This window comes from Sphingomonas sp. (genome assembly GCF_031361285.1).
Taxonomy (GTDB): Bacteria; Pseudomonadota; Alphaproteobacteria; order Sphingomonadales; family Sphingomonadaceae; genus Sphingomicrobium.
In genome coordinates this window covers 57,050-84,011 of the sequence record NZ_JANMCO010000064.1, presented here as the reverse complement: position 1 = coordinate 84,011, position 26,962 = coordinate 57,050, and the positions used below count along the sequence as shown (strand labels likewise).

The 26,962-nt window shown below is 63.9% G+C and carries 22 protein-coding genes; 13 read left to right on the top strand and 9 right to left on the bottom strand.

Features of this window, described 5'->3' with window-relative positions:
• The coding region (sucC, locus tag RMO25_RS06835) for an ADP-forming succinate--CoA ligase subunit beta (RefSeq protein WP_309661852.1) at positions 1-1,170 on the bottom strand (1,170 nt) is incomplete at its 3' end.
• 31 nt (positions 1,171-1,201) lie between these two features.
• Between sucC and dinB the strand changes: the two genes are divergently transcribed.
• The 4 genes from dinB to RMO25_RS06815 all read left to right on the top strand — a co-directional run bounded on the left by dinB (position 1,202) and on the right by RMO25_RS06815 (position 4,585).
• Positions 1,202-2,284, top strand: coding sequence for a DNA polymerase IV (dinB, locus tag RMO25_RS06830; protein WP_309661851.1), 1,083 nt, complete (start codon positions 1,202-1,204; stop codon positions 2,282-2,284).
• A gap of 160 nt (positions 2,285-2,444) precedes the next feature.
• A complete protein-coding gene (locus RMO25_RS06825) occupies positions 2,445-2,981 on the top strand; it encodes a CarD family transcriptional regulator (RefSeq protein WP_309661850.1) in 537 nt (178 codons plus the stop codon).
• Between the two features lie 127 nt (positions 2,982-3,108).
• Complete coding sequence (locus RMO25_RS06820; protein WP_309661849.1) at positions 3,109-3,837, top strand: head GIN domain-containing protein; 729 nt, start codon at positions 3,109-3,111, stop codon at positions 3,835-3,837.
• A gap of 52 nt (positions 3,838-3,889) precedes the next feature.
• A complete protein-coding gene (locus RMO25_RS06815) occupies positions 3,890-4,585 on the top strand; it encodes a GIN domain-containing protein (protein WP_309661848.1) in 696 nt (231 codons plus the stop codon).
• A gap of 6 nt (positions 4,586-4,591) precedes the next feature.
• On the opposite strand, the gene RMO25_RS06810 is transcribed toward RMO25_RS06815, so the two are convergent.
• From RMO25_RS06810 to mgtE, 3 genes are all read right to left on the bottom strand, one after another.
• The gene (locus RMO25_RS06810) at positions 4,592-5,272 is read right to left on the bottom strand and encodes a CADD family putative folate metabolism protein (protein ID WP_309661847.1); all 681 of its coding nucleotides are present in this window, start codon (positions 5,270-5,272) and stop codon (positions 4,592-4,594) included.
• Positions 5,273-5,333: 61 nt separating this feature from the next.
• On the bottom strand, positions 5,334-5,735 hold the full coding sequence (locus tag RMO25_RS06805) for a DUF1489 family protein (RefSeq protein ID WP_309661846.1): 402 nt from the start codon (positions 5,733-5,735) through the stop codon (positions 5,334-5,336).
• Positions 5,736-5,773: 38 nt separating this feature from the next.
• Positions 5,774-7,192 carry a magnesium transporter gene (gene mgtE, locus RMO25_RS06800; protein ID WP_309661845.1) on the bottom strand — a complete coding sequence of 473 codons (1,419 nt, stop codon included), beginning with the start codon at positions 7,190-7,192 and terminating at the stop codon, positions 5,774-5,776.
• Between the two features lie 123 nt (positions 7,193-7,315).
• Here mgtE and RMO25_RS06795 point away from each other — a divergent pair, with 123 nt between their 5' ends.
• From RMO25_RS06795 to RMO25_RS06785, 3 genes are all read left to right on the top strand, one after another.
• Positions 7,316-7,771, top strand: coding sequence for a peptidylprolyl isomerase (locus tag RMO25_RS06795; RefSeq protein ID WP_309661844.1), 456 nt, complete (start codon positions 7,316-7,318; stop codon positions 7,769-7,771).
• A gap of 4 nt (positions 7,772-7,775) precedes the next feature.
• Positions 7,776-8,543, top strand: a complete 768-nt coding sequence (locus tag RMO25_RS06790) for an SDR family oxidoreductase (protein WP_309661843.1) — start codon at positions 7,776-7,778, stop codon at positions 8,541-8,543.
• Positions 8,544-8,628: 85 nt separating this feature from the next.
• The gene (locus tag RMO25_RS06785) at positions 8,629-10,944 is read left to right on the top strand and encodes a CDC48 family AAA ATPase (protein ID WP_309661842.1); all 2,316 of its coding nucleotides are present in this window, start codon (positions 8,629-8,631) and stop codon (positions 10,942-10,944) included.
• Here the strand turns inward: RMO25_RS06785 and RMO25_RS06780 are convergent.
• Complete coding sequence (locus RMO25_RS06780) at positions 10,937-12,235, bottom strand: MFS transporter (protein ID WP_309661841.1); 1,299 nt, start codon at positions 12,233-12,235, stop codon at positions 10,937-10,939. The two genes, RMO25_RS06785 and RMO25_RS06780, sit on opposite strands and share 8 nt — an antisense overlap.
• A gap of 188 nt (positions 12,236-12,423) precedes the next feature.
• On the opposite strand from RMO25_RS06780, the gene RMO25_RS06775 reads away from it, so the two are divergent.
• Positions 12,424-13,065, top strand: coding sequence for a methyltransferase (locus RMO25_RS06775; protein ID WP_309661840.1), 642 nt, complete (start codon positions 12,424-12,426; stop codon positions 13,063-13,065).
• Between the two features lie 2 nt (positions 13,066-13,067).
• On the opposite strand, the gene RMO25_RS06770 is transcribed toward RMO25_RS06775, so the two are convergent.
• A complete protein-coding gene (locus tag RMO25_RS06770) occupies positions 13,068-14,282 on the bottom strand; it encodes a phosphatidylserine/phosphatidylglycerophosphate/cardiolipin synthase family protein (RefSeq protein ID WP_309661839.1) in 1,215 nt (404 codons plus the stop codon).
• A gap of 154 nt (positions 14,283-14,436) precedes the next feature.
• Between RMO25_RS06770 and rpoZ the strand changes: the two genes are divergently transcribed.
• The gene (gene rpoZ / locus RMO25_RS06765; RefSeq protein ID WP_309661838.1) at positions 14,437-14,778 is read left to right on the top strand and encodes a DNA-directed RNA polymerase subunit omega; all 342 of its coding nucleotides are present in this window, start codon (positions 14,437-14,439) and stop codon (positions 14,776-14,778) included.
• 29 nt (positions 14,779-14,807) lie between these two features.
• On the opposite strand, the gene RMO25_RS06760 is transcribed toward rpoZ, so the two are convergent.
• Positions 14,808-15,299 carry a winged helix-turn-helix transcriptional regulator gene (locus RMO25_RS06760; protein ID WP_405051853.1) on the bottom strand — a complete coding sequence of 164 codons (492 nt, stop codon included), beginning with the start codon at positions 15,297-15,299 and terminating at the stop codon, positions 14,808-14,810.
• Between the two features lie 116 nt (positions 15,300-15,415).
• On the opposite strand from RMO25_RS06760, the gene RMO25_RS06755 reads away from it, so the two are divergent.
• Together RMO25_RS06755 and RMO25_RS06750 are read left to right on the top strand one after the other, a co-directional pair.
• Entirely contained in the window at positions 15,416-15,736 is a 321-nt protein-coding gene (locus RMO25_RS06755; RefSeq protein ID WP_309661837.1) for a CC_3452 family protein, read from the top strand.
• Between the two features lie 83 nt (positions 15,737-15,819).
• A complete protein-coding gene (locus RMO25_RS06750) occupies positions 15,820-17,910 on the top strand; it encodes a bifunctional (p)ppGpp synthetase/guanosine-3',5'-bis(diphosphate) 3'-pyrophosphohydrolase (RefSeq protein WP_309661836.1) in 2,091 nt (696 codons plus the stop codon).
• On the opposite strand, the gene RMO25_RS06745 is transcribed toward RMO25_RS06750, so the two are convergent.
• A complete protein-coding gene (locus RMO25_RS06745) occupies positions 17,907-20,186 on the bottom strand; it encodes an NADP-dependent malic enzyme (RefSeq protein WP_309661835.1) in 2,280 nt (759 codons plus the stop codon). The two genes, RMO25_RS06750 and RMO25_RS06745, sit on opposite strands and share 4 nt — an antisense overlap.
• Before the next feature lie 71 nt (positions 20,187-20,257).
• Between RMO25_RS06745 and mutS the strand changes: the two genes are divergently transcribed.
• Positions 20,258-22,867 carry a DNA mismatch repair protein MutS gene (gene mutS, locus RMO25_RS06740; RefSeq protein WP_309661834.1) on the top strand — a complete coding sequence of 870 codons (2,610 nt, stop codon included), beginning with the start codon at positions 20,258-20,260 and terminating at the stop codon, positions 22,865-22,867.
• Here mutS and RMO25_RS06735 read toward each other — a convergent pair.
• Complete coding sequence (locus RMO25_RS06735) at positions 22,846-24,111, bottom strand: aspartyl/asparaginyl beta-hydroxylase domain-containing protein (protein ID WP_309661833.1); 1,266 nt, start codon at positions 24,109-24,111, stop codon at positions 22,846-22,848. The genes mutS and RMO25_RS06735 overlap by 22 nt on opposite strands.
• Here RMO25_RS06735 and RMO25_RS06730 point away from each other — a divergent pair.
• Positions 24,095-26,815 carry a [protein-PII] uridylyltransferase gene (locus RMO25_RS06730; protein ID WP_309661832.1) on the top strand — a complete coding sequence of 907 codons (2,721 nt, stop codon included), beginning with the start codon at positions 24,095-24,097 and terminating at the stop codon, positions 26,813-26,815. The genes RMO25_RS06735 and RMO25_RS06730 overlap by 17 nt on opposite strands.
• Positions 26,816-26,962: the final 147 nt, after the last annotated feature.

Here is a 26,962-nt window from a genome sequence, read left to right as displayed (position 1 = left end):
CTTTTGCGCGGCGTCGCCCAAGTCGTTGGCGGCGACGATCGGCAGGCCGCTCTCGGCGAGGATCTGCTTGCCTTCCGCGACGTTGGTGCCCTCAAGACGGACCACCAGCGGGACCTTCAAATCGACCTCGCGGGCGGCGGCGACGATGCCGTCAGCGATGATATCGCACTTCATGATGCCGCCGAAGATGTTGACCAAAATGCCCTTCACCGCCGGGTCGGCGAGGATGATCTTGAACGCCGCGGTGACCTTTTCCTTGTTGGCGCCGCCGCCGACATCGAGAAAGTTGGCCGGGAAGGCGCCGTTCAATTTGATGATGTCCATGGTCGCCATGGCGAGGCCGGCGCCGTTGACCATGCAGCCGATGTCGCCGTCCAGCTTGATGTAGGCGAGGTCGTATTTCGAGGCCTCGATTTCCTGTGGATCCTCTTCGCTGAGGTCGCGCAGGGCTTCGAGGTCGGGGTGGCGGAACTCGGCATTATTGTCGAACGACACCTTGGCGTCGAGGACCAGCAATTGGCCGTCGTCGGTGACTGCCAGCGGATTGATCTCGATCTGGCTGGCGTCGGTGCCGACGAACGCGTCGGTGAGCTTGGCCAGCACGGTCTGCGCCTGCTTGGCGAGATCGCCCTTGAGGCCCAGCGTCGCCGCCACCGTGCGGCCGTGATGCGGCATCAGGCCGGTGGCGGGGTCGATGGTCAGCGTCTCGATCTTCTCCGGCGTGTCGTGGGCGACCGCTTCGATATCCATGCCGCCCTCGGTCGAAGTGACGATGGCGATCCGCCCGCTGCTCCGGTCGACCAGTAGAGCTAGGTAGAATTCCTTAGCGATATCAACGCCATCGGTGATGTACAGCCGCTGCACCTGCTTGCCCGCCGGGCCGGTCTGGATGGTCACCAGCGTCTTGCCCAGCATCTCCTGGGCATGTTCGCCGACCTCTTCGATCGAGCGGGCCAATCGCACCCCACCCTTGGCGTCGGGGCCGAGTTCCTTGAACTTGCCCTTGCCGCGCCCGCCGGCGTGGATCTGCGCTTTCACCACCCACAGCGGTCCGGGCAGCTTCTGCGCCGCCGCCACCGCTTCCTCGACACTCATCGCGGGATAGCCCGCCGGCACCGGCACGCCGAATTCCGCCAGCAGCTCTTTGGCCTGATATTCGTGGATGTTCATGACCCGGGGCCTTAATCAGAACGAAGCTGCGATGCAAAGTGAGCCCCGCCAGATCCGCAAGATCATCCATGTCGACATGGATGCGTTCTATGCCTCGGTCGAGCAGCGCGACGATCCCGCATTGCGGGGCAAGCCGGTGGCGGTTGGTGGCGGCCATCGCGGAGTCGTCACTGCTGCATCCTACGAGGCTCGCAAGTTCGGCGTCCGTTCGGCGATGCCATCGGTCACTGCCAAACGCCGCTGCCCGGAACTCATTTTCGTCAAGCCGCGCTTCGACGTCTATCGCGCGGTGTCAGGCCAAGTGCGCGAGATTTTTGCGGCATACACCGATTTGATCGAGCCGCTGAGCCTCGACGAAGCCTATCTCGACGTCACCGAGGATCGCCTGGATTTCGGCAGCGCCCGGGCCATCGCCGAGGACATTCGGCGGCGAATTGCCACGGAAACCGGCCTCACCGCCTCGGCTGGAGTCAGTTATTGCAAGTTCATCGCCAAGCTCGCGTCCGACCACAAGAAGCCCAACGGGCTGTGCGTGATCCCGCCCGAACGCGGGGCGGAATTCGTGGCGACGCTGCCGGTTTCGCGCTTTCATGGCGTCGGGCCCGTCACGGCGCGCAAGATGGAGCGGTTGGGCATCTTGACCGGCGCCGATCTCCAGAGCTGGAGCCTGCCGCAGCTCGAGGCGCATTTTGGCAGCAGCGGGAGTTGGTACTGGCGCATTTGCCGCGGCATCGACGAGCGCGAGGTCAGGTCCGGCCGGCCATACAAATCGGTCAGCGCCGAGCGCACATTCGACGAGGATTTGCGCGATCCGGACGCCTTGGCCGCCGAACTCGAGCGGATCGCCGGTTACGCCTGGGTGCGGGTCGACCGGGCGGAGGTCTCCGGGCGGACAGTGACGCTCAAGATCAAGTTTGCGGATTTCGAGCAGGTCACCCGGTCGAAAAGCTTTGGCGCGCCGGTTCCCGATCTCACGGCATTCACCGCAGCGGGGCAAGCGCTGCTCGCCGGGCTCTTTCCGTTAGGAAAGGGGATTCGCCTGCTCGGTCTCGGGCTGCACAATTTGATCGAGCCCGAGCTTGAGCCCCCGGCCCAGCTTGGGCTGGCGATTTAGGAGAACTTGTGTTATAAAACTGTCACGATGGCCGCCACGATTCCGCGGCGGCCGCGACTAGCAGGAACGTTACAAGGCGCAAGAGCCACGACCGTCGGGTCGTTTTGGGGAACGATGCGGATGTGTCGGCTCGTCGCGCCATAACCGAAAGAGGATTGCAATGGCTGCCAAGGCACTCAATTTCGATGTTGGCGATTATGTCGTTTACCCCAAGCACGGCGTCGGCCGCGTGGTCGAGCTCCAGAGCACGGAGATCGCCGGCACCCGCCTCGATCTTTATGTCCTGCGCTTCGAGAAAGAGCGCATGACGCTGCGCGTTCCGGTCAACAAGGCGGAGACGGTCGGCATGCGCAAGCTGTCGTCCGACAAGACCATGAAGGACGCGCTCGAAACGCTGAAGGGCAAGCCCAAGGTCAAGCGCACAATGTGGTCGCGCCGCGCCCAGGAATATGAAGCGAAAATCAACTCCGGCGACTTAACGTCGATCGCCGAAGTGACCCGCGACCTGTTCCGTGCTGACGACCAGCCCGAGCAGAGCTATTCGGAGCGGCAGATCTTTGAAGCCGCTTCCTCGCGCCTGGCCCGCGAATTGGGCGCTATGGAGCAAACCGACGAGAAGGCGGCGCTGAAGAAGATCCTCGAGATCCTCAATGAGGCGGCGGTAATTCACAACAAATCCAAGGAACTTGCCGCCTAATATCGGCGGCGACTTCGGCCTCAATGAAGGGCGTGCCTCCCAGCGAGGCGCGCCCTTCTTTTTTGCGCTTGCCGAAGTCATTTATCTTGGTGTATTGCTGCATTAATACAGCATATGGGAGGTTTTCATGCGCAAGCTAATCGTCGTTGGAATGGTCGCGGCCGCAGCCGCCTCTGCAAGCTGCGCCCGAGATCATCATGAATCGGGGGGACCAACGGTTGAGCGCAATTTCCAGGTCGGCGGTTTCGAGCAGATCGAGGTTGCAGGGAGCTATGACGTCGACGTCCACACCGGCGCGGCGCCGAGCGTCCACGCGATGGGTCCCGAAAAGGATCTTGAGCGGCTGGTGATCGAAGTCAAAGGCGACCGGTTGTTGATCCATCCGCGCGAGCAGCGCGGCATGTTCCACATCGGCTGGAGAAGCCATGGCAAGACCCGGATCAGCGTCACCGTCCCGCAACTGCGCGGTGCCGATGTCGCTGGCTCCGGCCATATTCGCATCGACAATGTGCGGGGCGACAGCTTCGCCGGCAACATCGCCGGGTCGGGCGGTCTCGCGCTCGACAATGTCGACGTGCAGTCGCTCGATTTCAGCGTCGCCGGTTCGGGCACCGCACAGGGCAAGAAAGGCCGAGCACAAAAGGTTTCATTGAGCATCGCCGGGTCGGGCGACATCGATACCAAGGGTGTCATCAGTGAAGTCACTTCGGTGTCGATTGCGGGTTCGGGCAATGTCGCCGCCCATGCGTCGGGCAGAGCGTCGGCCAGCTTGATCGGTTCAGGCGATATCGAAATGATCGGCGGCGCCAAATGCAGCATTACCAAACACGGCTCGGGCGACGTCCGCTGCAGCTAATTATCCCGCATCTAAGGGTTATGTTAACCATGCGGGGATGAAGGTGCGCGCCATGCGCATCATCATCCCCATTATCGCCTTGCTGGCCTGTGTTCCGACCCCCAGCGACGCCGCCAATCGCAACTTTGGAGTCAGCGGCTTCGACCGCATTCGTATCGACGGTCCGTACAAGGTTCGCCTGGCCAATGGCGTGGCGCCGTACGCGATTGCCAACGGTTCGGCGGCCGCGCTCGATGCCGTGGCGATGGACGTGCAGGGCCGTACTTTGGTCGTCCGCAGCAATCGCTCCTCGTGGGGCGGCTATCCCGGAGAAGCCACCGGACCGGTCGAGATCAGCATCGGGACCCACGAACTCAATACCGCTTGGGTCAACGGCTCGGGCAGCCTGGCCATCGATCGGTTGCGCGGCCTGTCATTCGACCTCGCCGTGCAGGGCGCTGGCTCGGCGAGCGTCGGCCAGGCAAACGTCGACCAGCTCAAGATATCGATTGCTGGTACCGGCAGCGTCATTATTGCCGGCATCGCCCCGAAACTGACCGCGCTCGTCCGCGGCATTTCAACCCTCGATGCCTCGGGCCTGGCGGCCAAGGACGCCACGATTGGCGCCCAGGGGCCGGCAACGGTCAAGGTCCATGTCACCGAAACGGCCAAGGTCGATGCGCAAGGCGCAGCCGTGGTCGATCTCGCTGGCCGGCCCGCGTGCACGGTGAAGGCGATTGGCTCCGCGACCGTCAGCGGTTGCCGCTAGGCAAACCTACTGAATCGAAACGCGCGTTTCGACGCCCGACAAGAAATTCCACAGCGCCCCGGCCAGCTCATCGCCGGCGGCGATGGCTTCGGCACGCTCGGCTTGCGGCAGGCGGTCGAGCAGGTCGCGACACACATCGCTATGCTCGACATCAGCGCTCTCATGCACTCGGAAGAAACGCAGCGTCGGTTCGTCCGTGATTCCATAGCGCTCGATCAGGCCTTCGATCTTGGCGGTGGCCACGCCCGGGAACTGGCTTTCATAGGCATAGAGTGCGCCGAGACCCGAAGCGTACGACCGGCGCGACAGCCGGCGGAACGTCTCGATCAGCGCTTCGGTTTCGGCGTTGAGTTCCTGGCCGCGGACCGCATCCTCATTTTCGCCGAGACCGCACGCAAACATCATCCACAGGCTCGCATGGTCCTGTTTGCCCGCTTCAATGCCTTCTTCCTCGGCGAGGTTCTCAGCCAGCATTCGGCGGCCGTCTCGGTCAGGGCAGGCGCTGTGCACGGCGCTGACCGCACGTGGGAACGCTTCGACATGATGGAAATATTGGCGGGCGTAATCGCGCAGCGTGTCGAGCGACAGCCGTCCTTCGGTCCACGCCTGGTAAAAGGGATGGCGGAGCATCGCCCGCGCCGCCACCTTGGCGTCGATCGCCGTCGAAACAGTGGAGTGATTGGTCATGCTAGCCTCCCCGAAATAATGTTGAGACGTCGCGATAACTCGCGTCCAGCCCCGCTGCAAGTCAGAGCAACGCCAGCGTCGCGAGCTTGCCGTAAAGCCGCGGCGGAAGGTCCGCGATGCCGGACGAATCGCCCGTGGCGGACGGCGCGTTGTCGTCCTCAAGATAACGCCAACCCTGGTGGGCTCGCCTGGGACTGGGTGGGATCAGGATGAGGTCGCCCGAACAGACGATGTCGATCCGCCCGTCGTTGCGATCATCCAATCGCAGGATTTGCTGGCAGGCGACCAGGCGATGCTTGATGATCCAGTAGATCGAACCGCCGATCAGCTCGTCCGACCGTTTCGGACGCATCCGCGTGGCGATGCGGACTTCGCCGTCGCGAGTTCGCGCCGCGACGCGCTTTTCGAGCGCTTCGATGGTTCGGCAACCAAAAGCGACCTTGGTCAGATGGAGATTTGGCACACTGCCAGATGGCCGTTTCCCGGCTTGGAATCAATGATCTAGCGACCAAGTCCAGCAAGTGCCGCGAGGCCGAGGAAGCTCAAAAAGCCCATCACATCGGTGGCCATCGTAACGAACACCGCCGACGATACCGCGGGATCCACCCGCGCCCGGTCGAGGGTAACCGGCACCAGGATCCCGGCCAGGCCAGCAACGAGGTTGTTGATCACCATCGCTGCCCCGATCACCAGGCCGAGCATCGGATAATTGAACAACAGCGCCGTGCCGGTCCCGATCAGAATGGCAAGCGCGAACCCGTTGGCCAGCGCAATCCTGAATTCGCGCCCAATCATGCGCAAGGTATTGGAGCTGGTGAGCTGGTTGGTGGCAAGGGCGCGGACGACGACCGCGAGGGTCTGAGTGCCGGCGTTGCCGCCCATCCCCGAGACGATCGGCATCAGCACCGCGAGCAATGCGTAGCGGCCGATCTCGCCCCGGAAAAGGCCGACCACACTCGCCGCGACCATGGCCGTTCCGAGATTAATGATCAGCCACGTGAGCCTGGTGCGCACGGTCATTCCGATCGGCTCGTTGATGTCGCCGTCGCCCGCGCCGGAGAGCAACAGGACATCCTCGCCGGCTTCTTCCTGGATGATATGGACGATGTCATCGACCGTGATCATGCCCACCAGCCGTCCCTCGCCGTCGACGACCGCGGCCGAGACCAATGCGTATTTCTGAAAGCGTAGCGCGACATCTTCCTGGTCCATGTCGACCGGAATCAGCGTCTGGTCCTCCATCATGATCGTCCGGACTGGCTTCGTGCGCGGCGACCTCAGGATGGTCGACAGCTTGCAGGTGCCAATCGGGTGATGGTTCGGGCTGACGACGAACACTTCCCAGAAATCGTCGGTCAATTCGTCGGATGATCGCAGGTAGTCGATGACTTCGCCGACTCGCCAATGTTCTGGGACCGCGATCAGGTCGCGCTGCATCAGCCGCCCGGCGGATTCCTCCGGGTAAGTGAGCGCTTCCTCGATGGCCGCGCGGTCGTCGGGCTCCATCGCCTGAAGGACCGCACGCTGCTCCTCGTCGTCGAGATCCTCGAGGATGGCGACCGCGTCATCGGTCTCCATCTGCCCGGCGAGATCGGCGACCTGTTCGGGCGCCAGCGCGTCAATCAGCGCCTCGCGGACGTGCTCGTTCATCTCCGCCAGCACGTCGGCGTCGACGATTCCGGCGAGCGCCTTCACCAGTCCTTCGCGCTCGTCACGCGCGGCCAGTTCGATTAAATCGGCAACGTCGGCGGGGTGCAGCGGCTCGACCAGCTTGCGGGCGGTGGCGTCGTCGCCGGCGTCGACCGCGTCGAGGACCTGGTCGACGAATTCCGGCCGTAGCCGGTCTTCGGCATCCATCGCCTGCTGATCAGCACCAGCCCGGGGCGCATCGGCGGCGGCGATATTCTCGCTTTCGCTCATTCGCCTGACCCCCAAATGCGGCCGCGATCGACCCGTGGGCCTTCCTATTGCCGCGCTTGCTCTGGCGCAAGCACGGCGCCGCCCCTAAATGCGGCCCTACACCCTACCAATGGAGCATGAACCATGGCCGACGCCGAACGCCTGACCTTTACTCTTTCCAGCGGCGGCGATGTCGTCGTCAAATTGCGCCCCGACCTGGCGCCGGGCCATGTCGAGCGCATTGCATCGCTGGCGAAAACCGGCTTCTACGACGGCGTTCCGTTCCACCGCGTCATCCCCGGCTTCATGGCCCAGGGCGGCGATCCCACCGGCCGCGGCACCGGCGGTTCCGACCTGCCCAACCTCAAGGCCGAATTTTCGAGCGAGCCGCACGTTCGCGGCGTCGTCTCGATGGCTCGCACCAACGACCCCAACAGCGCCAACAGCCAGTTCTTCATCTGCCTCGACGACGCCATTTTCCTCGACAACCAATATACGGTCTGGGGCGAGGTCGAGAGCGGCATGGAGCATGTCGATGCGCTCCCCGTCGGCGAGCCGCCTCGCGAGCCCGGCAAGATCCTGAAGGCGACCGTGGCGTAAGCCTGTGAACGCGACACCCCGTCCCGCGACCCTGATCACCGGCGCGTCCGCCGGGCTCGGTGTCGAATTCGCGCGGCAATGCGCGAAGCGGGGCGAGGAGGTTATACTGGTCGCCCGACGCGGGGATCGGCTCGATGCGTTGGCCGCCGAAATCGGCAACGCCCATGTCATCGTCGCCGACCTGGCCAAACCCGAAGAAGCCACCCGCATCGTCGCCGAGGCGACCAGCCGCGGCCTGTGGGTGAACCGATTGATCAACAACGCCGGCTTCGGGCTCAAAGGGCGATTCGATGAGCTTTCGCTCGCCCGGCAGCTGGAGATGGTCGACCTCAACATTCGCGCCCTGACCAACCTGAGCTACGTCGTGATTAACGATATGGTTCTGAAAGGTGGCGGCGCGATCCTGAATGTCGCCAGCACCGCCGCCTTTCAGCCCGGACCCGGAATGGCCGTCTATTTCGCGACCAAGGCCTTCGTGCTCTCATTCACCGAGGCGCTGCACGAGGAATGGAACGGGCGCGGAATCCACGTATCCGCACTGTGTCCAGGCCCAACCAAGACCGAATTCGGCGCCGTCGCCGGCTTTGCCGAGAAAGGCGCGTTCGATCGCTTCGCAGCGGATTCGACAAGCGTCGTGCGCGCCGGCCTCGATGGTCTCGACAACAACCGGGCGGTGGTCATTCCAGGCCTGCTCAACAAGTTTGGCGCGGCCTCGACGCGCTTTGTGCCGCGCTCGCTGGTCCGCAAGATTGCCGGGGCAATCAAATATTGAGAAGCGACGGCCGAGCCCCGATTGAACTGAAAGTCGACGTCGCCGTTACGTCGGCGGTATGAAGCGCGGGACGTAAGGAGCATGCATGGCCGATACTGACACCCTGGACCGCCCTTCGACGCGGGTGCAAGTCGCCAACATGCCGCCGGCCGAAAGCGGTCGCGGCTTCGCCCGACTGCCGGAACGGCTGTTGCAAGAGCTCGGCCTGAAGGAAGGCGATGTAATCGAGATCGTCGGCAAGCGATCGACGCCGGCTCGAGCGCTGCGCCCGTACAACGAAGACGAACGCGTCGACATCGTCCGCCTCGATGGCCTGCAGCGCGCCAATGCCGGCGTCGGCGCTGGCGACTATGTCGAGATTCGCAAGGCCGAAACCAAGCCGGCGAAGCGGGTCGTGCTGGCGCCGGCCCAAGACAATCTGAGGCTTCACGGGTCGGCGGAAGCCCTGCGGCGCAGCTTTGCCGGGCGGCCGCTGACCGAGGGCGACATTGTCGCCACCCAAGGCCACCAGCGGGTCGACGCCGAAATGCCCGAGGAAGTACGCAAGATGCTGAGCGCGCCGGCGTTCGCGATGCAGGAAGTGCGGCTGGCGGTGGTGAGCACCGTGCCCAAGGGCATCGTCCACATCGACGCCAAGACCCAGATCGAGCTGCTCCCCGAATATACCAAGGTCGACGGCCAACGCCGCGCCGACGTCACCTATGACGACCTTGGCGGCATGAAGGACACCATCGACGCGCTGCGCGAAATGGTCGAATTGCCGTTGCGCCACCCGGAAATCTTCCAGCGCCTTGGCGTCGATCCGCCCAAGGGCGTGCTGCTGCACGGACCACCCGGAACCGGTAAGACCCGACTGGCGCGCGCCGTCGCCAACGAGAGCGAGGCGCGCTTCTTCCACATCGCCGGCCCGGAGATCATGGGATCGGCCTATGGCGAGAGCGAAAAACGCCTGCGGGAGCTTTTCGAACAAGCCGCCGAAGCGGCGCCGTCAATCATCTTCATCGACGAGATCGATTCGATTGCGCCCAAGCGCAGCCAGGTCACCGGCGAGGCCGAGAAACGGCTGGTGGCGCAGCTCCTGAGCCTGCTCGACGGGATCGAGCCCAGACAGAATCTGGTGGTCATCGCCGCGACCAACCGCCCCGAAGCGCTCGACGAGGCGCTGCGCCGCCCCGGCCGCCTTGACCGCGAAATCGTCGTCGGTGTCCCCGACGAAGCCGGCCGCCGTGAAATCCTCGGCATCCACACCCGCGGCATGCCGCTGGCGCAGGATGTCAATCTCGACGAGTTGGCGCGGCGGACGTACGGCTTCGTCGGCGCGGACCTTGCGGCGCTGACCCGCGAGGCGGCGCTGGAATCGGTGCGTCGGATCATGCCGCGTATCAACCTCAACGACGAGATCATCCCGACCGAAGTGCTCGACGCGCTGTCTGTCGAGCTGCGCGACTTCGAAAATGCCCTGAAACGCGTGCAACCCTCGGCCATGCGTGAAGTGATGGTCGAGGCGCCGACCATCCGCTGGGACGACGTTGGTGGCCTCGACGAGGCGCGCGACCGGCTGCGCGAAGGCGTCGAGCTGCCGTTAAAACACCCCGAGGCCTTCCGCCGGCTCGGCATCCGTCCGGCGCGCGGCTTCCTGCTTTATGGTCCGCCCGGCACTGGCAAAACCTTGCTGGCCAAGGCCACGGCGCGGGAAAGCGAGGCCAATTTCATCGCCACCAAATCGTCCGACCTGTTGTCCAAATGGTATGGCGAAAGCGAACAGCAAATAGCGCGGTTGTTCGCCCGCGCGCGGCAGGTCGCGCCGACGGTGATTTTCTTCGACGAGATCGACAGCCTGGTCCCCGCCCGCGGCGGCGGCTTCGGCGAGCCGCAAGTCACCGAGCGAGTGGTCAACACTATTTTGGCCGAGATGGACGGCCTCGAGGAGCTTCACAACGTGGTGGTGATCGGCGCGTCCAACCGCCCGAGTCTAATCGATCCCGCGCTGCTCAGGCCGGGCCGGTTCGACGAGCTGATTTACGTCGGACCGCCCGATGCCGGCGGGCGGCAACGGATCCTCGAGATTCACACGTCGGGGATGCCGTTGGCTAAGGACGTCAAACTGAACGATCTGGCGCAGCGCACCGAATTGTTCACTGGCGCCGACCTCGAGGATTTGGTGCGGCGCGCCGGGCTTACGGCCCTGCGCCGCGGAATCGATATTGGCAAAGTCACGATGGCCGATTTCGAAACGGCATTGGGCGAGACCCGCGCTTCGGTCACCCCCGAGATGCTCGAGGAATATGAGCAGATCCGCCAAACCCTGAAATCGGACGCAGTACGGCCATTGGGTGGCATCGGTTTCGTGCTGCCAGGGATGCTGCATCCACGGACTGACGAAAAAGCCAAACCTAAGTGATTTCCAGCCGGCGCCGGCCGGCCAGCACGAGCACGACAAGCAACATCGCCGAAGCTGCGAACGGCAGATGCGGATCGAGTGCGTAGAACGCCATGCCGATCGCTGGTGCGGCGACGAAGCTGATCCCGTTTGCCGAGGTGATGACTCCGGCCACTCCGCCTTGTTCCGCCAGCGGGACAGCCAGCGACGCGCCGGCGGTGAAGCCCGGCCGAGTCAGGCCGAAGCCAGTCGAGGCCAAAGCGAAGCCGATGGTAATGCCGTAGAGATCGTCGGCAAGCATGGTCCAGGATAGGCCAATTGCAGCAATCAGCGCCCCCCACAGGATCAACACCCGAGGTGGCGCGCGAAGTCGTGGGATCAGTCCCCACTGTGCCGCCAGCGTCGCCGACGCGCCGGCCATCATGACGATCGAGATCGGCCCTTCAGAGCCGTGCGGCGACAGATGAAGCCGGTCGATGATGAAAAAACCCAGGCACGTCAGCGTCGCTGCCTGGGCGTGGCCGGCGACCACCCCGGCGATGATCCACGGTTTGATCCGCGGGTCGTTCCATTTGAGGCGGGCGTGCCGCGGCGACGTTGCAACGACGACGCTGGCGCCGGTCGGCGTGGTAGCCAGCGACGGATAGCTCATCGCCGCGCCGCGCCCGACCTTGCGGCCAAGCTTGTCGTTGGGAAGCCACAGCAGAATGGCGACGAATACCAACAGGCCAATCGCGGAAAACGCGAACAGCGGCCCGGGCAGGCCGACGAACGGCAGCACGAATATCGGTGCCAGTGCCGGTCCGATGATGGTTCCCAGGCCGAACGATGACGACAAAGCTGACAGCGCCGCCACCCGCCCGCTACGGCGAGTCTTGGAAGCGAGATAGGCCTGGGTCGCGGATGGCGTCGCGCAACCGAGCGCGCCGTAGATGGCGCGAAAAATGGCGAATAGAATGAATGTCGTCGCCCCGGCGATCCCGCCGCGCAAACCTGCAATCAGTACCAGCCCGCACAGCAGCATCGACATAATGAAACCGGAAAGCCCCATCAGGGTCAGTGCCTTGCGGCCGTGGCGATCGCTCTTCTCCGCCCAGTAAGGCGCCAGTACGACCCACAGAATCGCCGACCAAGTGTAGGCGAGCGCGACCCAGAAATCGGCAATCCCGATCTCTCGCCCGATCGCCGGCATCACCGATTGCAGCGCGGTATTGCCGGCCGCCGCGACCAGCATGGCGGCATAAAGAAGCAGGAAATGCCGAGTGCTCAGCGCGGTCGCGGCAACATGGCGGATCGGTGTGGCGGTGGTCACTGCGTGCGCCTTAGAGTTTCGTCAGCCTTAGAGGAACCATCCCGCACCGGGCCACAGGCTCGTCGCGAAAAGCGCTCGTCTCGTAGCCAGGAGTGCGCACTGCTGTTACGGAGAGAGACCGTGATGCTTGCCAAGCGGCGGCGCATTTGCCAACGCTTTCGCCCTTGCTGGTCCCAGCCGGAGTTCAAATGCCAATTTCGACTGCCCGAACCCTTAAGGGTCCTCGCCGTTTCATCCGCCGCGCCGCGCACCGGGCGCAAAGTCCGCGGCTGCAATTCCTGCGGGGATTCCTCAAGCATCCGGTGATGGTCGGTTCGATCATTCCATCGAGCCGAATCGTCATCGAAAAAATGCTTGGGCCGGTGGACTGGGAAAATACAAAATTGTTCGTCGAATATGGTCCGGGGGTTGGCACCTTTACCCGCCCGATCCTCGACAAGCTCGCGCCCGACGCGACGCTGCTAACCATCGATACCAACCCCGAATTCACCAAATTCCTGAAGGGTTCGATCGACGATGAGCGGCTGGTTACGGTTACCGGTTCGGCCGCCGACGTCGCGAAGATTCTTGCCGATCGGGGCTTTGTCCAAGCCGATTATGTATTGTCGGGCCTGCCATTCTCGACGCTTCCGCCGGGCGTTGGCGACGCGATCGGCAAGGCCACCGCACAAGTGATCCGGCCGGGCGGCGCGTTCCTGGTCTATCAGTTCAGCCCAAAGGTGAAAGACTTCATCCAGCCGTGGTTCGACCGCATCGAGCGCGGCTTCGAGTGGGTCAATGTTCCCCCCGCGACGCTGTTCTGGGCGTGGAAGAATGAGGCCGCGGACTAAGCTCAGTCGGACGCCAGGCCAAAATTGAGCCGGCGCGTCACGCCGTAATCGAAGCTCGTCACTAGGAAGAACGAGAGCGCCCATTTAATCCGGTTGAGCAGCGTCGCGCGCTTCTTTTGCAGTTCGGCCGTGATCGGCAATGACTGGCGGCGCTCGCCTTCGAAGTAAGTGCGCATCATCTGGGCAAAGTGCACATCGTCGACGCGCAGCATCAGTTCCATGTTGAGGTACAGGCTGCGGATATCGACGTTTGACGAGCCGATGTGCACCACTTCGTCGAGCACTACGAGCTTGGTGTGCAGCTTGGCGGGCCGATATTCGTAGACCTCGACCCCGCGCTTGATCAACCGGCCATAGGTGAAACGCGCCGCCGCAATGGTGGCCGTGTTGTCGGACTTGGCAGCGGTAATAACGCGCGCTTGCCCGCGCCGTCCAACCCGCGCAATGCGCTTCAGAAATCCCCCGGTCGGAGCGAAGTAAGCGGCGATCATCGCAACGTCGCCGCTATGGGCCAGATCCCGGCAGGTCGACACTCCCCACGGGCTTAGCTTTCCGGTGGGCACGCCGAATTGCCATTGCAGACGCCCGCTGGTTTCGCTGAACGCGCGGGCGCGATGGCGCAGGATTCGCATCTTTGATTTATCCGACAGCGCCCAGGCGATCAGCATGTCGTAATAGGGCGCCAACCGGGCCGCCGCCGGACCTTCGACCAACAAGCCGACATCGCGCCACCCGCCTTGCTCCGCGGTACCGAAGTAATCGTCGGCGATGTTGAAGCCGCCAATCATTGCCCGACCATCCTTGCCGTCGCCGTCGGCCAGCGCCAGCTTCTGGTGATTACGCAGGAGATAACGCCGGCCATAATTGGGATTGAACCGGCAGAATTTTGCGCCGCGACGAGACAGGTCAGCAAAATAGTCGTCGGGCGTGCCGCTGCTGCCGAAGCCGTCGATCAGCAGTGAAACGTCAATGCCGCGGTCAACCGCCGACAGCAGCGCCTGCTTAACTCGTTCACCCGATGCATCGCCCATGAAGGTGTAATAGAGCAGCCGCAACGAATGCTTGGCGCCGTCGATCAGAGTAATCAGCGCTTCGAAGCGCTCGGGGCCTTCCGGCAGGAGGGTGAGGCGATTGCCATCGACCGACAAGCGGCGCGATTCGAGATCGGATTTTGGAGTCTTCGAAGGTTGTTTCCTGGCTGGCGTCGGCTTCCCCATTGCAACGATGTGGCGGCAGCGGCTGTGCATGGCAAGACAGGTGCGGGGTTCGGCTGTCCCCCGGACACCCTCGGCGCGTCACTTTCTTGACTAAGCCGGTCACCAACCCTATCTCGCCCTCTTCCTCTCAACCTGCAGATTTGCGGAGCGATTAATGGCGCGCGTTACAGTCGAAGATTGTGTCGACAAGATCCCGAACCGGTTCGACCTGGTGCTGATGGCCGCCCAGCGCGCCCGCCAGGTTTCCGGTGGCGCCGACCTGACCATCGATCGCGACCGCGACAAGAACCCGGTCGTGGCGCTGCGCGAGATCGCCGAGCAGACCGTCAAGCCGCGCGAGCTTGAGGAAGCGATCATCTCCAACCTGCAAAAGGTGCGGATCGACGAAGAGGATGAGACCGATGAGCTGGCGTCGCTGAGCGAATCGGCCGAGGCATTGCGGCTGACCGCAGCGGCCCCACCGCGCCCGACTCCGTCCGGCGGCGACTACGAATAATTCTTCTTTCCCGTTTGACGGACGGGGAATTAAGCGACTTGGTCCGCTTTTCCGCACGCCTCGCGTGGCTGCCAGGTCAATTCACTCAACTGGAGTTCGCGGCCATCGTCCGCCTGAACGCAAATTCTGCGTATCGGGCGATGATTGAGGCGATCCGCGAGGACAACCGGCGCCGGTCCCTGACCCCAATCCTCACCCCATTGGCGTAGTGCCAGCACCACTGGCAGGAGTGCATCGCCCTTGTCGGTGAGCGCATAGATCACTTTGCGCTTGTCGGTCGGATCGGGCGTTCGTTCGAGAATGCCGCCGGCGACGAGCTTGCCCAATCGGTCCGACAGGATGTTGCGAGCGATCCCCAGCCCTGCCTGAAACTCTTCGAAATGGTGCAGGCCATTGAGCGCGCCGCGCAGGATCAGAAACGCCCATTTCTCGCCGATCAGTTCGACCGCGCCGGGCAACGGACAATGCAGCGCCGCTTCGCGAAACGCGTCAATGTCCGACGTCACCTTGTCGTGGGCCACCAACTTCCCTCCATCCGACTCAAAGAAAAGCATAAAGGCGTCGCAAAAAATAGTTGCAAATAAAAACGTAGTTTGATAATCAGTTTTCGTTCGCAACGCAAACAGGAGAATCTGCGATGTTCCGTCCCCTTCTGGCCATCGCTGTCGTGGCGCTCGCCGCAACGCCTTCGGTCGCCGCAACCTATTCCGCCAAGCTGATTTCGCCGGCGGGCGAGCGCATTATCGCCCGGGACATCGTCTGGAATTGCGGCCCAGCAGCGTGCCAGGGCGCGACGGAAAACAGCCGCCCAGTGGTGCTGTGCCAGTCGCTCGCCAAGCGCGCTGGACGAATCGAAGCCTTTTTCGTCGATGGCCGGGCGTTTGGATCCGCCGACCTTGACCGGTGCAACACGGCGGCGCGCAAAGATCCCGCCCAAGCCCTCGCCAACGCCCGCTAGGATTGCCTTTGGGGGCCGCGGACTCACTGGCGCGGCCCCCTTCGCCCTTGCACATAAGTGGCGGCTCGCCCCATCTAGCGATTGTGCTGCGCCAATATGAACTGGTCGAGAAGGTTCGGGCCTATGATCCCGACGCCGACGAAGGGCTGATCAACCGCGCCTACGTCTTCTCGATGAAGGCCCATGGCTCGCAGGTGCGGGCCAGCGGCGACCCCTATTTCAGCCACCCGATCGAAGTCGCCGGCATTCTCACCGACCTGAAGCTCGACGACCAAACGATCGTCACCGCGATCCTCCACGACACCATCGAGGACACGCTTGCTACTCCGGAAGAAATCGAAAAGCTGTTCGGCAAGGACATTGCGCGGCTAGTCGACGGGGTCACCAAATTGTCGAAGATCGAGGCGCAATCGGAGAATGAGCGCGCGGCCGAGAACCTCCGCAAATTCCTGCTCGCTCTGTCCGACGACATCCGCGTGCTGCTCGTCAAACTCGCCGACCGGCTGCACAATATGCGGACGCTCCATCACATATCGGACGAGGACAAGCGCCGCCGAATCGCCCGCGAGACGATGGATATCTATGCCCCGCTGGCCGAGCGGATCGGCATGTACGAGATCATGAACGAGATGCAGACGCTGGCTTTCAAGGAATTGGAGCCGGACGCCTACGCTTCGATCACGCGGCGCCTAAAGCTGCTCCACGACCAGGGCGGTGACATCGTCAGCCGGATCGGTCTCGGGCTCCAACTGCACCTGACCGACAACGGCCTTGAGGCCGAGGTGATGGGCCGCGAGAAACATCCTTATTCGATCTGGAAAAAAATGGCTGAGCGCCACATCAGCTTCGAGCAATTGTCCGACGTCATGGCGTTCCGGGTGATCGTCAATGAAGAGGCCGAGGTGTATCGCGCATTGGGCCTGATCCATCGCCGTTGGCCGATGGTACCCGGCCGCTTCAAGGATTTCATCTCGACCCCCAAGCGCAATGGCTACCGGGCGATCCACACCTCGGTCATCCATGACGCCAAGATGCGGATCGAGATTCAGATCCGCGACCGCGCGATGCACGAGCAGGCCGAGCGCGGGCTGGCCGCCCACTGGGCCTATAAGGAAGGCAAGCCGGCCGCCGACCTGCACGTGCCGTGGATCGACGATCTGGTCGAGATTCTTGACCATGCGGAAAGCCCCGAGGAGCTGCTCGAGCACACCCGGATGGCGATGTATCAGGACCGCATTTTCGCCTTCACCCCCAAGGGCGAGCTCATCCAGCTGCCCAAGGGCGCGACCCCGGTCGATTTCGCCTACGCCGTCCACACCGACCTTGGCGACAAGACGGGTGGGGCCAAGGTCAACGGCCGCGTAGTGCCGCTACGCACCATTCTCGAGAACGGCGATCAGGTCGAAATCCTCGCGTCCGAAGCCCAGCATCCTCAACCATCGTGGCTGCGCTTCGTCGCCACCGGCAAGGCGCGCGCCGGCGTCCGGCGCTTTGTCCGCCATAAAGAGCGCGAGGAGACCGTTGAACTCGGGCGCAAGATCTATAACGAGATCGTCGAGCGGCTGCCGGCAATGCTCGACAAGGATGCGCAGAAGCGGGCACTTAAGAAGCTCAAGCTCGATGACGAAGAGTCGCTGATGGCGGCGATCGCCCGCAAGCGGATCAGCGACGAAGCGCTGATGGAAGCGTTGATGCCCGGCTCGGGCGGCGGCGACGTTGCGCCCAAGCCGCTCAACCAACGCACGGCGATTTCGATCAAGGGCCTGACCCCCGGCGTCGCTTACCATCTCGCCGCCTGCTGCCATCCGATCCCGGGTGACAGAATCGTCGGGTTGCGCCGCGAGGATGAGGAGATCGAAGTCCATGTGATCGGTTGCGACACGCTGGCCAGCGGCATCGACGCCGACTGGCTCGACCTCGCCTGGGGCGAAGGCTCGGACGGCGGCGCGGCGCGGATTGCCGTCATCCTGCGCGATATCCCGGGAGCGCTCGGCATCATGTCGGGGATCCTCGGGGCGAAACACGCCAACATCGTCAATTTGCAGCTGGTCCACCGCGACGGCAGTTTCCACACCTTCAATATCGATGTCGAAGTGCACGATCTGGCGCATCTTCACGCGATCGTCGCCGCCTTGCGCGACGCCGACCCGGTAAGTTCGGTCGAACGGATTTAGATTTTCGCCCGCTTGCGTTCCCTGGCGCTGCCCGCGGCGAGCACGGCTAGCGTCACCAGGTCCGAAGCCGACGCGGTCATCGGCGCAATCTGAACCGGCAATTCGAGCCCCAGGATATAGGGTCCAAGGACGCTTTCGCCGCCCAACTCGCGCAGCAGCTTGGCCGACAGATTGGCCGACTGCAGCCCCGGCATGACGAGGATATTGGCCGGCCCGGTCAATCGGCTGAAGGCATAATAGCGCTGCTGCATGTCGTAATTGAGCGCGACATCGGGCGCCATCTCGCCCTCATACTCAAAGTCGCACTTGAAGCTGTCGAGTATTTTCACCGCGTCGCGCATCTCCTCGATGTGGGTGCCGGGCGGATTGCCAAAAGTGGTGTAGCTGATGAATGCGATCCGCGGCTCCAGCCCCATGCGCCGGGCAAAGCCAGCCGAGCGCAGCGCAATGGCGGCATATTGATCGGCATCGGGCCGCTCGGTCACCGCGGTGTCGGCGATCAGCACGGTATGATGCCGCCCGACGATGATGTTGATCCCGAACGGGGTTGCGTCGGGCTCATCGTCGATCACCATGCGGACCTGTTTCAAGGACTGGCTGAACGGCCGCGTCGTGCCGGTGATCATCGCGTCGCCTTCGCCCAGCGCCAGCATTGCCGCGGTGAAGGTGTTACGGTCCTGGTTGACCATGCGCTCGATCTCGCGGCGCAGCAGCCCGTGCCGCTGGTGCTTGGCATAAATGAAATCGACGGCGCGCCCGACCAGCGGCGAGTTACGGCTGTTGAGCACCTCGAAATCCTTGGGATGCTCGACGCCGAGCTCCTTCAACATATCGTACACTTCTTCCCGCCCGACGAGGATCGGCGTCCCATATCCCGCGTCCTTGAAGGCGATCGCCGCGCGCAACACGTTGGGCTCCTCGCCTTCCGCGAACAGCACCCGTTTCGGGTTCGATCGTGCCGCTTCATAGGCCAGGCTCATCACCGCCACGGTTGGGTTCAACCGGGCCCGCAGTTGCTGGCGATAGGCGGCCATGTCCTCGATTGGCTTTTGCGCCACGCCGGTGCGTCCCGCCGCCTCGGCCACAGCGGAGGCGACGACTTCCATCAACCGCGGATCGAACGGCGCGGGAATGATGTAATCGCGCCCGAAGCTGTGGGTCTGTCCGCCATAGGCGGCGGCGACTTCCTCGGGCACGGCCTCGCGCGCCAGTTCGGCGAGCGCATGGGCGGCGGCGATCTTCATCTCGTCGTTGATGGCAGTAGCGCGAACATCGAGCGCCCCGCGGAAGATGAAGGGGAAACCGAGGACGTTATTAACCTGGTTGGGATAATCGGAGCGGCCGGTGGCGATGATCGCGTCCGGGCGCGCCGCGCGCGCGTCGGGCGGGGAGATTTCCGGGTCCGGATTGGCCATCGCGAAGATAATCGGATCCTTGGCCATGGTGGCGATCATCGCGGGCTTGAGTGCGCCCGCCGCTGACAGCCCGAGAAACACGTCGGCGCCTTCCAGGGCTTCGGCCAGGGTGCGCGCATTGGTTTTGGCCGCGTGCGCCGACTTCCACTGGTCGACCCCGTCCCGACCCTTGTAGATCACACCTTTGCGGTCGCACATGATGACGTGATCGGGCCGCACACCCATCGCCTTGATGAGCTCGGTGCAGGCAATCGCCGCCGCACCCGCGCCGTTTACGACCACCTTGACGTCGGCCAGGCTGCGCTCGGTCAGGAAGCAAGCGTTGATCAACCCGGCAGCGGTGATGATCGCGGTGCCATGCTGGTCATCATGAAACACCGGAATATTCATCCGCTCCTTCAATGCCTGCTCGATCACGAAGCAGTCGGGGGCGGCAATATCCTCGAGGTTGATGCCGCCGAAACTCGGCTCGAGCAGCGCCACCGCGTCGATGAACTTCTGGGCGTCCTCAGTGGCGACTTCGATGTCGATCGAATCGACGTCGGCGAAGCGTTTGAACAGCACCGCTTTGCCTTCCATCACTGGCTTGGCGGCAAGCGCGCCCAAATTGCCCATGCCGAGGATCGCAGTGCCGTTGGTGATGACCGCGACCAGATTGCCCTTGGCGGTCAGTTCATAGGCGCGACCTGGATCGTCGGCGATCGCCTGGACCGGCACGGCAACCCCGGGCGAGTAAGCGAGGCTGAGGTCACGCTGGGTCGCCATCGGTTTGGTGGCGATGATTTCGATCTTCCCTGGCCGGCCGCGCGAATGATACTCGATCGCTTCGCCTTCCGAGAATTTGATAGTGCTTTCGCTCATACTTGCTCCCTGGAGCTGGGCCTTAGCCAAAGGGTGTGGGAAGAGTCACGCTTAGCGGCTACCAAACGCTTATGGCCCGAGCTGACGAACCGACCCCGATGATGGCCCAGTACCGGCGCCTCAAGAACGAGGCGGGGGATGCCTTGCTATTCTATCGGATGGGGGACTTCTTCGAACTGTTCTTCGACGATGCCAAAGCCGCCGCCCAATGCCTCGACATCGCACTGACCAAGCGCGGCACCGCCGACGGCGAGCCGATCCCGATGTGCGGCGTCCCGGTGCATGCGGCCGACGCCTATCTCGCGCGGCTGATCCGCGGTGGCCACCGAGTCGCCATTGCCGAGCAGATCGAGAATCCGGCCCAGGCGAGACAAGCGCGCGGGGCGAAAGCGCTGGTCGAACGGGCAATCGTGCGGCTGGTGACACCCGGAACGCTGACCGAGGAGGCACTGCTTGAATCGAGGGCAGCGAACTGGCTTGCGGCCGTTGGTCGCGCTGGCGACGATTGGGCAATCGCCGCCGCCGATATTTCGACCGGGCGGTTCGAGCTTATCGCCTGCGGTCCCGGCGAACTCGCTGCCGAACTGGCGCGCCTGTCGCCGGCCGAGACGATTGCCGATTCAGCGATACCCGGGGTGCAGACATCGGCCGGCAAGGGCGGCTTTGACAGTGGGGCCGGTGAGCGCGCGCTCAAAAGCCGCTTCGGCCTGGCGACGCTCGACGGGTTGGGGGCGCCGTCCCGGGCCGAGCTGGCCGCGGCTGGCGGGCTGCTCGCCTACCTCGACGCGACTCAAAAAGGCGCCGGCATCCTGCTCGACGCGCCGCGACGGATCGCGCGATCGAGCCACGTCGCGATCGACGCAGCGACTCGCGAGAGCTTGGAACTCACCCGGTCGGCGATCGGCGGTATCGCCGGCAGTTTGCTTGCCGAAATCGACCGCTGCCAGACTGCCGCCGGACGCCGGTTGCTCGCCGAGGACATTGCCGCGCCGCTGACCGAGCGCGCCGCGATCGACGCGCGCCTATCCCTGGTGGCCTGGCTCCACGAGGATGCATTGCGCCGCGAGCGGGTGCGGTTGGCGCTGAAAGCGATGCCGGATTTCGCGAGGGCCCTGGCGCGGCTGGCGGCGCAGCGCGGCTCCCCGCGCGATCTTGCTCAGCTGCGCGATGGCCTGTCGGCCGCCGCCGCGCTGCAAGCTGAACTCGCCGCCGAGCCCGACCAGCCGGCCCTGCTTGGGGCCCTGCTGCCGCGCTTCGGCGGGCACGATGAACTGGTTCACAAATTGACCCAGGCTTTGGTCGACTCACCGCCAATCGATGCATCGAAGGGTGGTTATATCGCCGAGGGTTACGACGATGCGCTTGACGCCTTGCGCGCCGCCTCGTCCGACGGCCGCCGCGCGATCGCCGGGCTTGAAAGCCGCTACCGCGACGCGACCGGCGTCGGATCGCTCAAGATCCGCCATAATGCGGTGCTCGGCTACCATATCGAAGTGTCGGCCCGGCACGCGGACCGGCTGATGGCTCCGGATTCGGGCTTCACTCACCGCCAGACGCTGGCCGGCGTGGTCCGCTTCAACTCGCCTGATCTCCACGCCGAGGCCGCGCGCGTGGTCGAAGCCGGTGGTCATGCGCTTGCCGCCGAAGCCGCCCATGCCGAGGAGCTGGCCGGCCTCGCCGTCGCTGCGGCAGCGGCAATCACCGCGACGGGCGATGCAATTGCACGCATCGACGTCGCCGCGAGCCATGCGGCGCGCGCTTCTGAGGGCGGCTGGACCCGGCCGCAGCTGACCGATGAGCCGTGCCTCGACATCGACGCTGGCCGACATCCCGTGGTCGAAAGCGCGTTGACCGCCAGCGGCGAGCGCTTCGTCGCCAATGATTTGTCGATGAGCGCCAGCGACCGACTATGGCTGATTACCGGCCCCAACATGGGCGGCAAATCGACTTTCCTGCGCCAGACCGCGCTGATCGCCGTGCTCGCCCAGGCGGGCAGTTTCGTCCCTGCCGCACGCGCCAGAATCGGCCTGGTCGACCGCCTGTTCAGTCGGGTCGGCGCCTCGGACAATCTCGCCCGCGGTCGATCAACCTTCATGGTCGAGATGGTCGAAACCGCCGCGATCCTTGCCCAGGCGACTCCGCAGAGCCTGGTGATTCTCGACGAGATCGGGCGCGGCACCTCGACCTATGACGGGTTGGCAATCGCCTGGGCGGTGGTCGAAGCGATGCACGATCAGCTGCAGTGTCGAACCTTGTTCGCGACCCATTATCACGAGCTGACGCGGCTCGCCGAGCGCCTCGACTCCCTTTCGCTCCACCATGTCCGAGCCCGCGAGTGGAAGGGCGATCTCGTCTTGTTGCATGAAGTTGCCGATGGCGCGGCGGACCGCAGCTACGGCATTGCCGTTGCCAAGCTCGCCGGACTGCCGCCGTCGGTGGTGGCGCGGGCGAAAGCGGTGCTGGCCAAGCTTGAAGCGGGGCGCGACGCAACTGGGGGCATTGCCGCCGGACTCGACGATTTGCCGCTGTTCGCGGCTGCGGCCGAACCGGAACCGCCCAGCGATCCACTCGCCGATGCACTGACCGCGATCGAACCCGACAGCTTCACCCCTAGAGAGGCGCTCGATGTCCTCTACCGACTTAAGCGGCTGCAAGACGATCAGGCAGGACTTGCCGGGTAACCGCTAATCGCTTCATACATGACCATCAGCGCATCGCGCTCTGCGTCGCTTAATTCGGGCCGCCAAATCTCAAACAACAGGACCGCGCGCGCCGAGGCTCCATCGTTCCACGCTTCATGCTCGATGCTGTCGTCAAAGATCATCGCCTTGCCCTCCTCGACAATGCGAGTTTCTGCGCCGACGCGCAGCCGACAGCCGTCGGGAACGACCAAGGGGATGTGGCAAATCAGGCGTGTGTTGAGCATGCCGGTATGCGGCTCGATGTGTGTCCCGGGTTTTAGGATCGAAATCAAAGCCATTGGCGATCGCCGATTGATTCGCGGCATCGGTGCGGATTCCAGGGCTTTCACGATGATTGGACAGCGGGCCGCGTTTTCATCTACCAATTCGCCGCTTTGCCAAAGATGGAAAGCGCTCCAGCGCGCGTCGTTGAGCAAGCTGTGACCCTGCGACGCCCGGTCTTCGGGCTTTTCGACATAGGGGACGAGTCCTCGGTCCTCGGTCAGCACCCTTTCGATTTCCGCCCGCATGGCCGGGGCGGCTTGTTCCATTTCGGCGAGCCACAAAAACTGTTCGCGCTCGTACCACGCGACCTGGGGCAAGCCCGGATAGTAGAAGCTGGTGGGTTGCTGGAGGTAAACCGGCTGGGCGCCCGACGCGATGGCAATCGCCTCCTTTAGCCGGGTCGGAAGCGTTTCGATGCCGGCATTACTAAGCTCCTCGCGAAGATGGTTCTGAAATCGCAGTTCGGACGCTTCCACCGCCGCCCCAGCCCGGTCCAGACGTTGATTCAAGTCCCCTGGCAGTTGCTGCAAACCCTGACTCAAACGAATAGCCATGCGGTAAAATGACACGGCGGCGCGGTCATCGCCTTCGCGAGCGTACAAATCTCCTTTCATCAGTAACGGGAATGGATTGCGCGGATCAGCCTCGATCACCTGATCGAGCGCGCGATGAGTCGCGGGCCGATCGTCCAAGGCTTCGCAAGTTTGCGCGAGCAGCAGCCAAACCTGCGGCGTTGCACCTTCCGCCGTGACCTGTTCGAAGAGGTGCCGGGCTATGGCAAGATCGCCCTTTTGAAAGGCGGCAATGCCGGCGCGAACCTGGGCCTCAGCGTCGATCGTGTTGGATTGCATGGAGCGGCTATAGCTGGCCGCACGGGGCCGGCCAATGCGCTCTCCCAACCCACGCTGGCCTATCCCTTGGGCCGCGCTTAAGCTTGCTGGAATGGCGTCGGCACTCATCGAACCTATCGCGGATCGCCGCGCGGTCATCGATCGCCGCACCCTCGCCGACCGCATTGCCGGTGTTCGCCCGGGCAAGCGCCAGCCAAGCGATATCACGCAGATTCTTGCCGAAGCACTAGCTTCTGGCCGCGAGGAGATCGCGCGGCGCCTGACGGCCGAGCCGGGCCGCGGCCGGGCCGCCGCCCGCGCCACCGCATTCCTCCACGACCAGATCGTTCGCCTGGCCTATGACTTCGCGGCACAAGGCGCGCATAACTTTGCCGTCGTCGGTCTCGGCGGCACCGGCCGCGGCGAAATGGCGCCCTACAGCGACCTCGACCTCATGTTCCTGACCGGAGGCAAGCCGTCGCGTGCCGATGGCGAAGCGGCCGAGGCGATCCTCCATGTGCTTTGGGATCTCAAGCTCAAGGTCGGCCATTCCTTGCGTTCGGCAACCGAGCTGATCGCACTGTCGAAAAAAGACATGACGGTGCGGACTGCTTTCCTCGAGGCGCGGCTGCTGTGGGGCGAGGAGCCGTTGTTCAATCTCGCCATGAAGCGGTTCCGCAAAGAAGTCATCGCTGGCACCGCGGCCCAGTTCGTCGCCGCCAAGCTCGCCGAGCGCGATCAGCGCCACGTCAAAATGGGCGACAGCCGCTATGTCGTCGAGCCCAACATCAAGGACGGCAAGGGCGGCTTGCGCGATCTCCACACACTCTATTGGATCGGCAAATATGTTCACGATGTCGAGCGGCCGTCCGATCTCGTCGGGGCGGGGCTGCTGACCGCCACCGAGTTCGCCAGCTTCGAACGTGCCGAGCGCTTTCTGTGGGCGGTGCGCTGCCACCTCCATCTCGCCGCCGGCCGCGCCGAGGAACGCTTGGGCTTCGACCACCAACGCCACATTGCTGAAGTGATGAACTACGCCGACCGGCCGGGGAAATCCGCGGTCGAGCGGTTCATGCAATTTTACTTCCTGAACGCCAAAGCGGTCGGAGACTTGACCGGCCTGTTCCTCGCTCAGCTCGACGAGCAATTGGGCAAAAAAGGCTTTCGCTTCGCGCTGCCGACCATCCGCCGCCGGCCCAAGCACCTCGACGGCTTCATGCTTGAACGGGGCCGGCTGTCGATTCCGTCCGACGGCTTTCTGGCCGAGCAGCCGGTCCGCCTGCTCGAACTGTTCGCCTTGGCCGCGCGCGAACAGCTCGAAATCCACCCCAATGCGATGCGCGCCGCGACTCGCGACGCCAGGCTGATCGACGGCGTGCGCAACGATCCCCCGGCCAACGCTTTTTTCATGGAGGTGCTGACCAATCTTCAGGCGCCCGACACCGTGCTGCGCTGGATGAACGAAGCCGGCGTGTTTGGCCGCTTCGTTCCCGACTTCGGCCGTGTCGTCGCGCAGATGCAGTTCGACATGTACCACCATTATACGGTCGACGAGCATTCAATCCGCGCGATCGGCTTGCTGGCGGCGATCGAGCGCGGCGAACTCACCAAGGATCATCCGCTGTCGACCGCTTTGTTTCGCCAGCTGGCGTCGCGGCGCACGCTCTATGTCGCGGTGCTCCTCCACGACATCGCCAAGGGCCGCGGCGGCGACCACAGCGTCATTGGCGCCGAGATTGCACTGAAGCTTGGACCGCGCTTCGGGCTCGACGCGGCCGAGACCGAGACCGTGTCCTGGCTGGTGCGCCATCATTTGCTGATGTCGGCAACCGCCTTCAAGCGCGACCTTGCCGACCCCAAGACGATCGAGGATTTTGTCCTGGCAGTGCAGAGTCCGGAGCGGCTGAGGTTGCTGCTGATCCTGACCGTGGTCGATATCCGCGCGGTCGGGCCGGGAGTGTGGACCGAGTGGAAGCGGCTGTTGCTGCGCACCCTGTTCGACGCTGCCGAGGAACGCTTGCGACTAGGGCACAAGCAGCGCGGCCGGACCGAACTGATCGCCGCGCGACAGCTCGATCTGGCCCGGGAGCTGGCTTGGAAGCCGACCATCGCCCGGGCTTATGCAAAGCGCCTGCCCGACGCCTATTGGCTGGCCGAACCGATTGCTTGGCAAGTCGCCAATGCGCGCCAGATTGCGATCGCCGAAGCCCGCATCGGCGAACCGGTCCCGAGCGTCGTGGCCGAGAATGACGCCGACAGTAACGCCACCCGGATCAGCGTATTTACCCCCGACCGGGAAGGCCTGTTCTTTCGCATCTGCGCTGGCCTCGCGTTGGCGGGCGCGAACATCATCGACGCGCGCGTCCACACCACTCACGACGGCATGGCGCTCGACAATTTGCTGGTCGTCGACGGGCAGGGACGCGCTTATGCCGACAAGAAGCTGCGCAACCGCCTGGTCCGATCGGTCGGGGCGGCGCTGACCAGCGCGCAACCGCCGCGACTGCCGACGGCGGGACGAACCGGCCCGCGGACCAGGGCTTTCCGTGTCGCGCCGTCGGTCGTGATCGCCGAGCGCGCGTCCAGCCGGACGACCGTCGTCGAGGTCAACGCGCTCGACCGGATCGCGCTGCTTGCCGGACTAGCCTGGGCGATCCACGAGTGCGGGCACCGCATCCATTCGGCCCACATTGCCACTTACGGCGAGCGCGCGGTCGACGTCTTTTATCTGACCCGCGCCGACGGCAAGAAGCTCAACGGAGAAGAAAGCGAGGCACTGCGCGCGGCTTTGCTGGCTGCGGCGCGCGACACGTCGGGGTTGCCGGCGGCTTAAAAAAAGGGCCCACCGCAAGCAGTGGACCCTGGTGAACCATCAGTCGCGCTGGAACTCAGCCGCGTTCCGGTTCGGGTGCCGGCGGCGGCGCCGCCGGGCAAGCGCCGGTCGCCAGGATCACCGAGCAATCCGCACAGGTCTGGGTCG

Coding starts and splice junctions, on each gene's coding strand:
- RMO25_RS06770 (WP_309661839.1), bottom strand. CDS start 14,282: ATGGGGAAGCCGACGCCAGCCAGGAAACAACCTTCGAAGACTCCAAAA.
- rpoZ (WP_309661838.1), top strand. CDS start 14,437: ATGGCGCGCGTTACAGTCGAAGATTGTGTCGACAAGATCCCGAACCGG.
- RMO25_RS06785 (WP_309661842.1), top strand. CDS start 8,629: ATGGCCGATACTGACACCCTGGACCGCCCTTCGACGCGGGTGCAAGTC.
- RMO25_RS06745 (WP_309661835.1), bottom strand. CDS start 20,186: ATGAGCGAAAGCACTATCAAATTCTCGGAAGGCGAAGCGATCGAGTAT.
- RMO25_RS06755 (WP_309661837.1), top strand. CDS start 15,416: ATGTTCCGTCCCCTTCTGGCCATCGCTGTCGTGGCGCTCGCCGCAACG.
- RMO25_RS06815 (WP_309661848.1), top strand. CDS start 3,890: ATGCGCATCATCATCCCCATTATCGCCTTGCTGGCCTGTGTTCCGACC.
- mgtE (WP_309661845.1), bottom strand. CDS start 7,192: ATGAGCGAAAGCGAGAATATCGCCGCCGCCGATGCGCCCCGGGCTGGT.
- RMO25_RS06735 (WP_309661833.1), bottom strand. CDS start 24,111: ATGAGTGCCGACGCCATTCCAGCAAGCTTAAGCGCGGCCCAAGGGATA.
- dinB (WP_309661851.1), top strand. CDS start 1,202: ATGCAAAGTGAGCCCCGCCAGATCCGCAAGATCATCCATGTCGACATG.
- RMO25_RS06795 (WP_309661844.1), top strand. CDS start 7,316: ATGGCCGACGCCGAACGCCTGACCTTTACTCTTTCCAGCGGCGGCGAT.
- RMO25_RS06810 (WP_309661847.1), bottom strand. CDS start 5,272: ATGACCAATCACTCCACTGTTTCGACGGCGATCGACGCCAAGGTGGCG.
- mutS (WP_309661834.1), top strand. CDS start 20,258: ATGGCCCGAGCTGACGAACCGACCCCGATGATGGCCCAGTACCGGCGC.
- RMO25_RS06825 (WP_309661850.1), top strand. CDS start 2,445: ATGGCTGCCAAGGCACTCAATTTCGATGTTGGCGATTATGTCGTTTAC.
- RMO25_RS06775 (WP_309661840.1), top strand. CDS start 12,424: ATGCCAATTTCGACTGCCCGAACCCTTAAGGGTCCTCGCCGTTTCATC.
- RMO25_RS06820 (WP_309661849.1), top strand. CDS start 3,109: ATGCGCAAGCTAATCGTCGTTGGAATGGTCGCGGCCGCAGCCGCCTCT.
- RMO25_RS06730 (WP_309661832.1), top strand. CDS start 24,095: ATGGCGTCGGCACTCATCGAACCTATCGCGGATCGCCGCGCGGTCATC.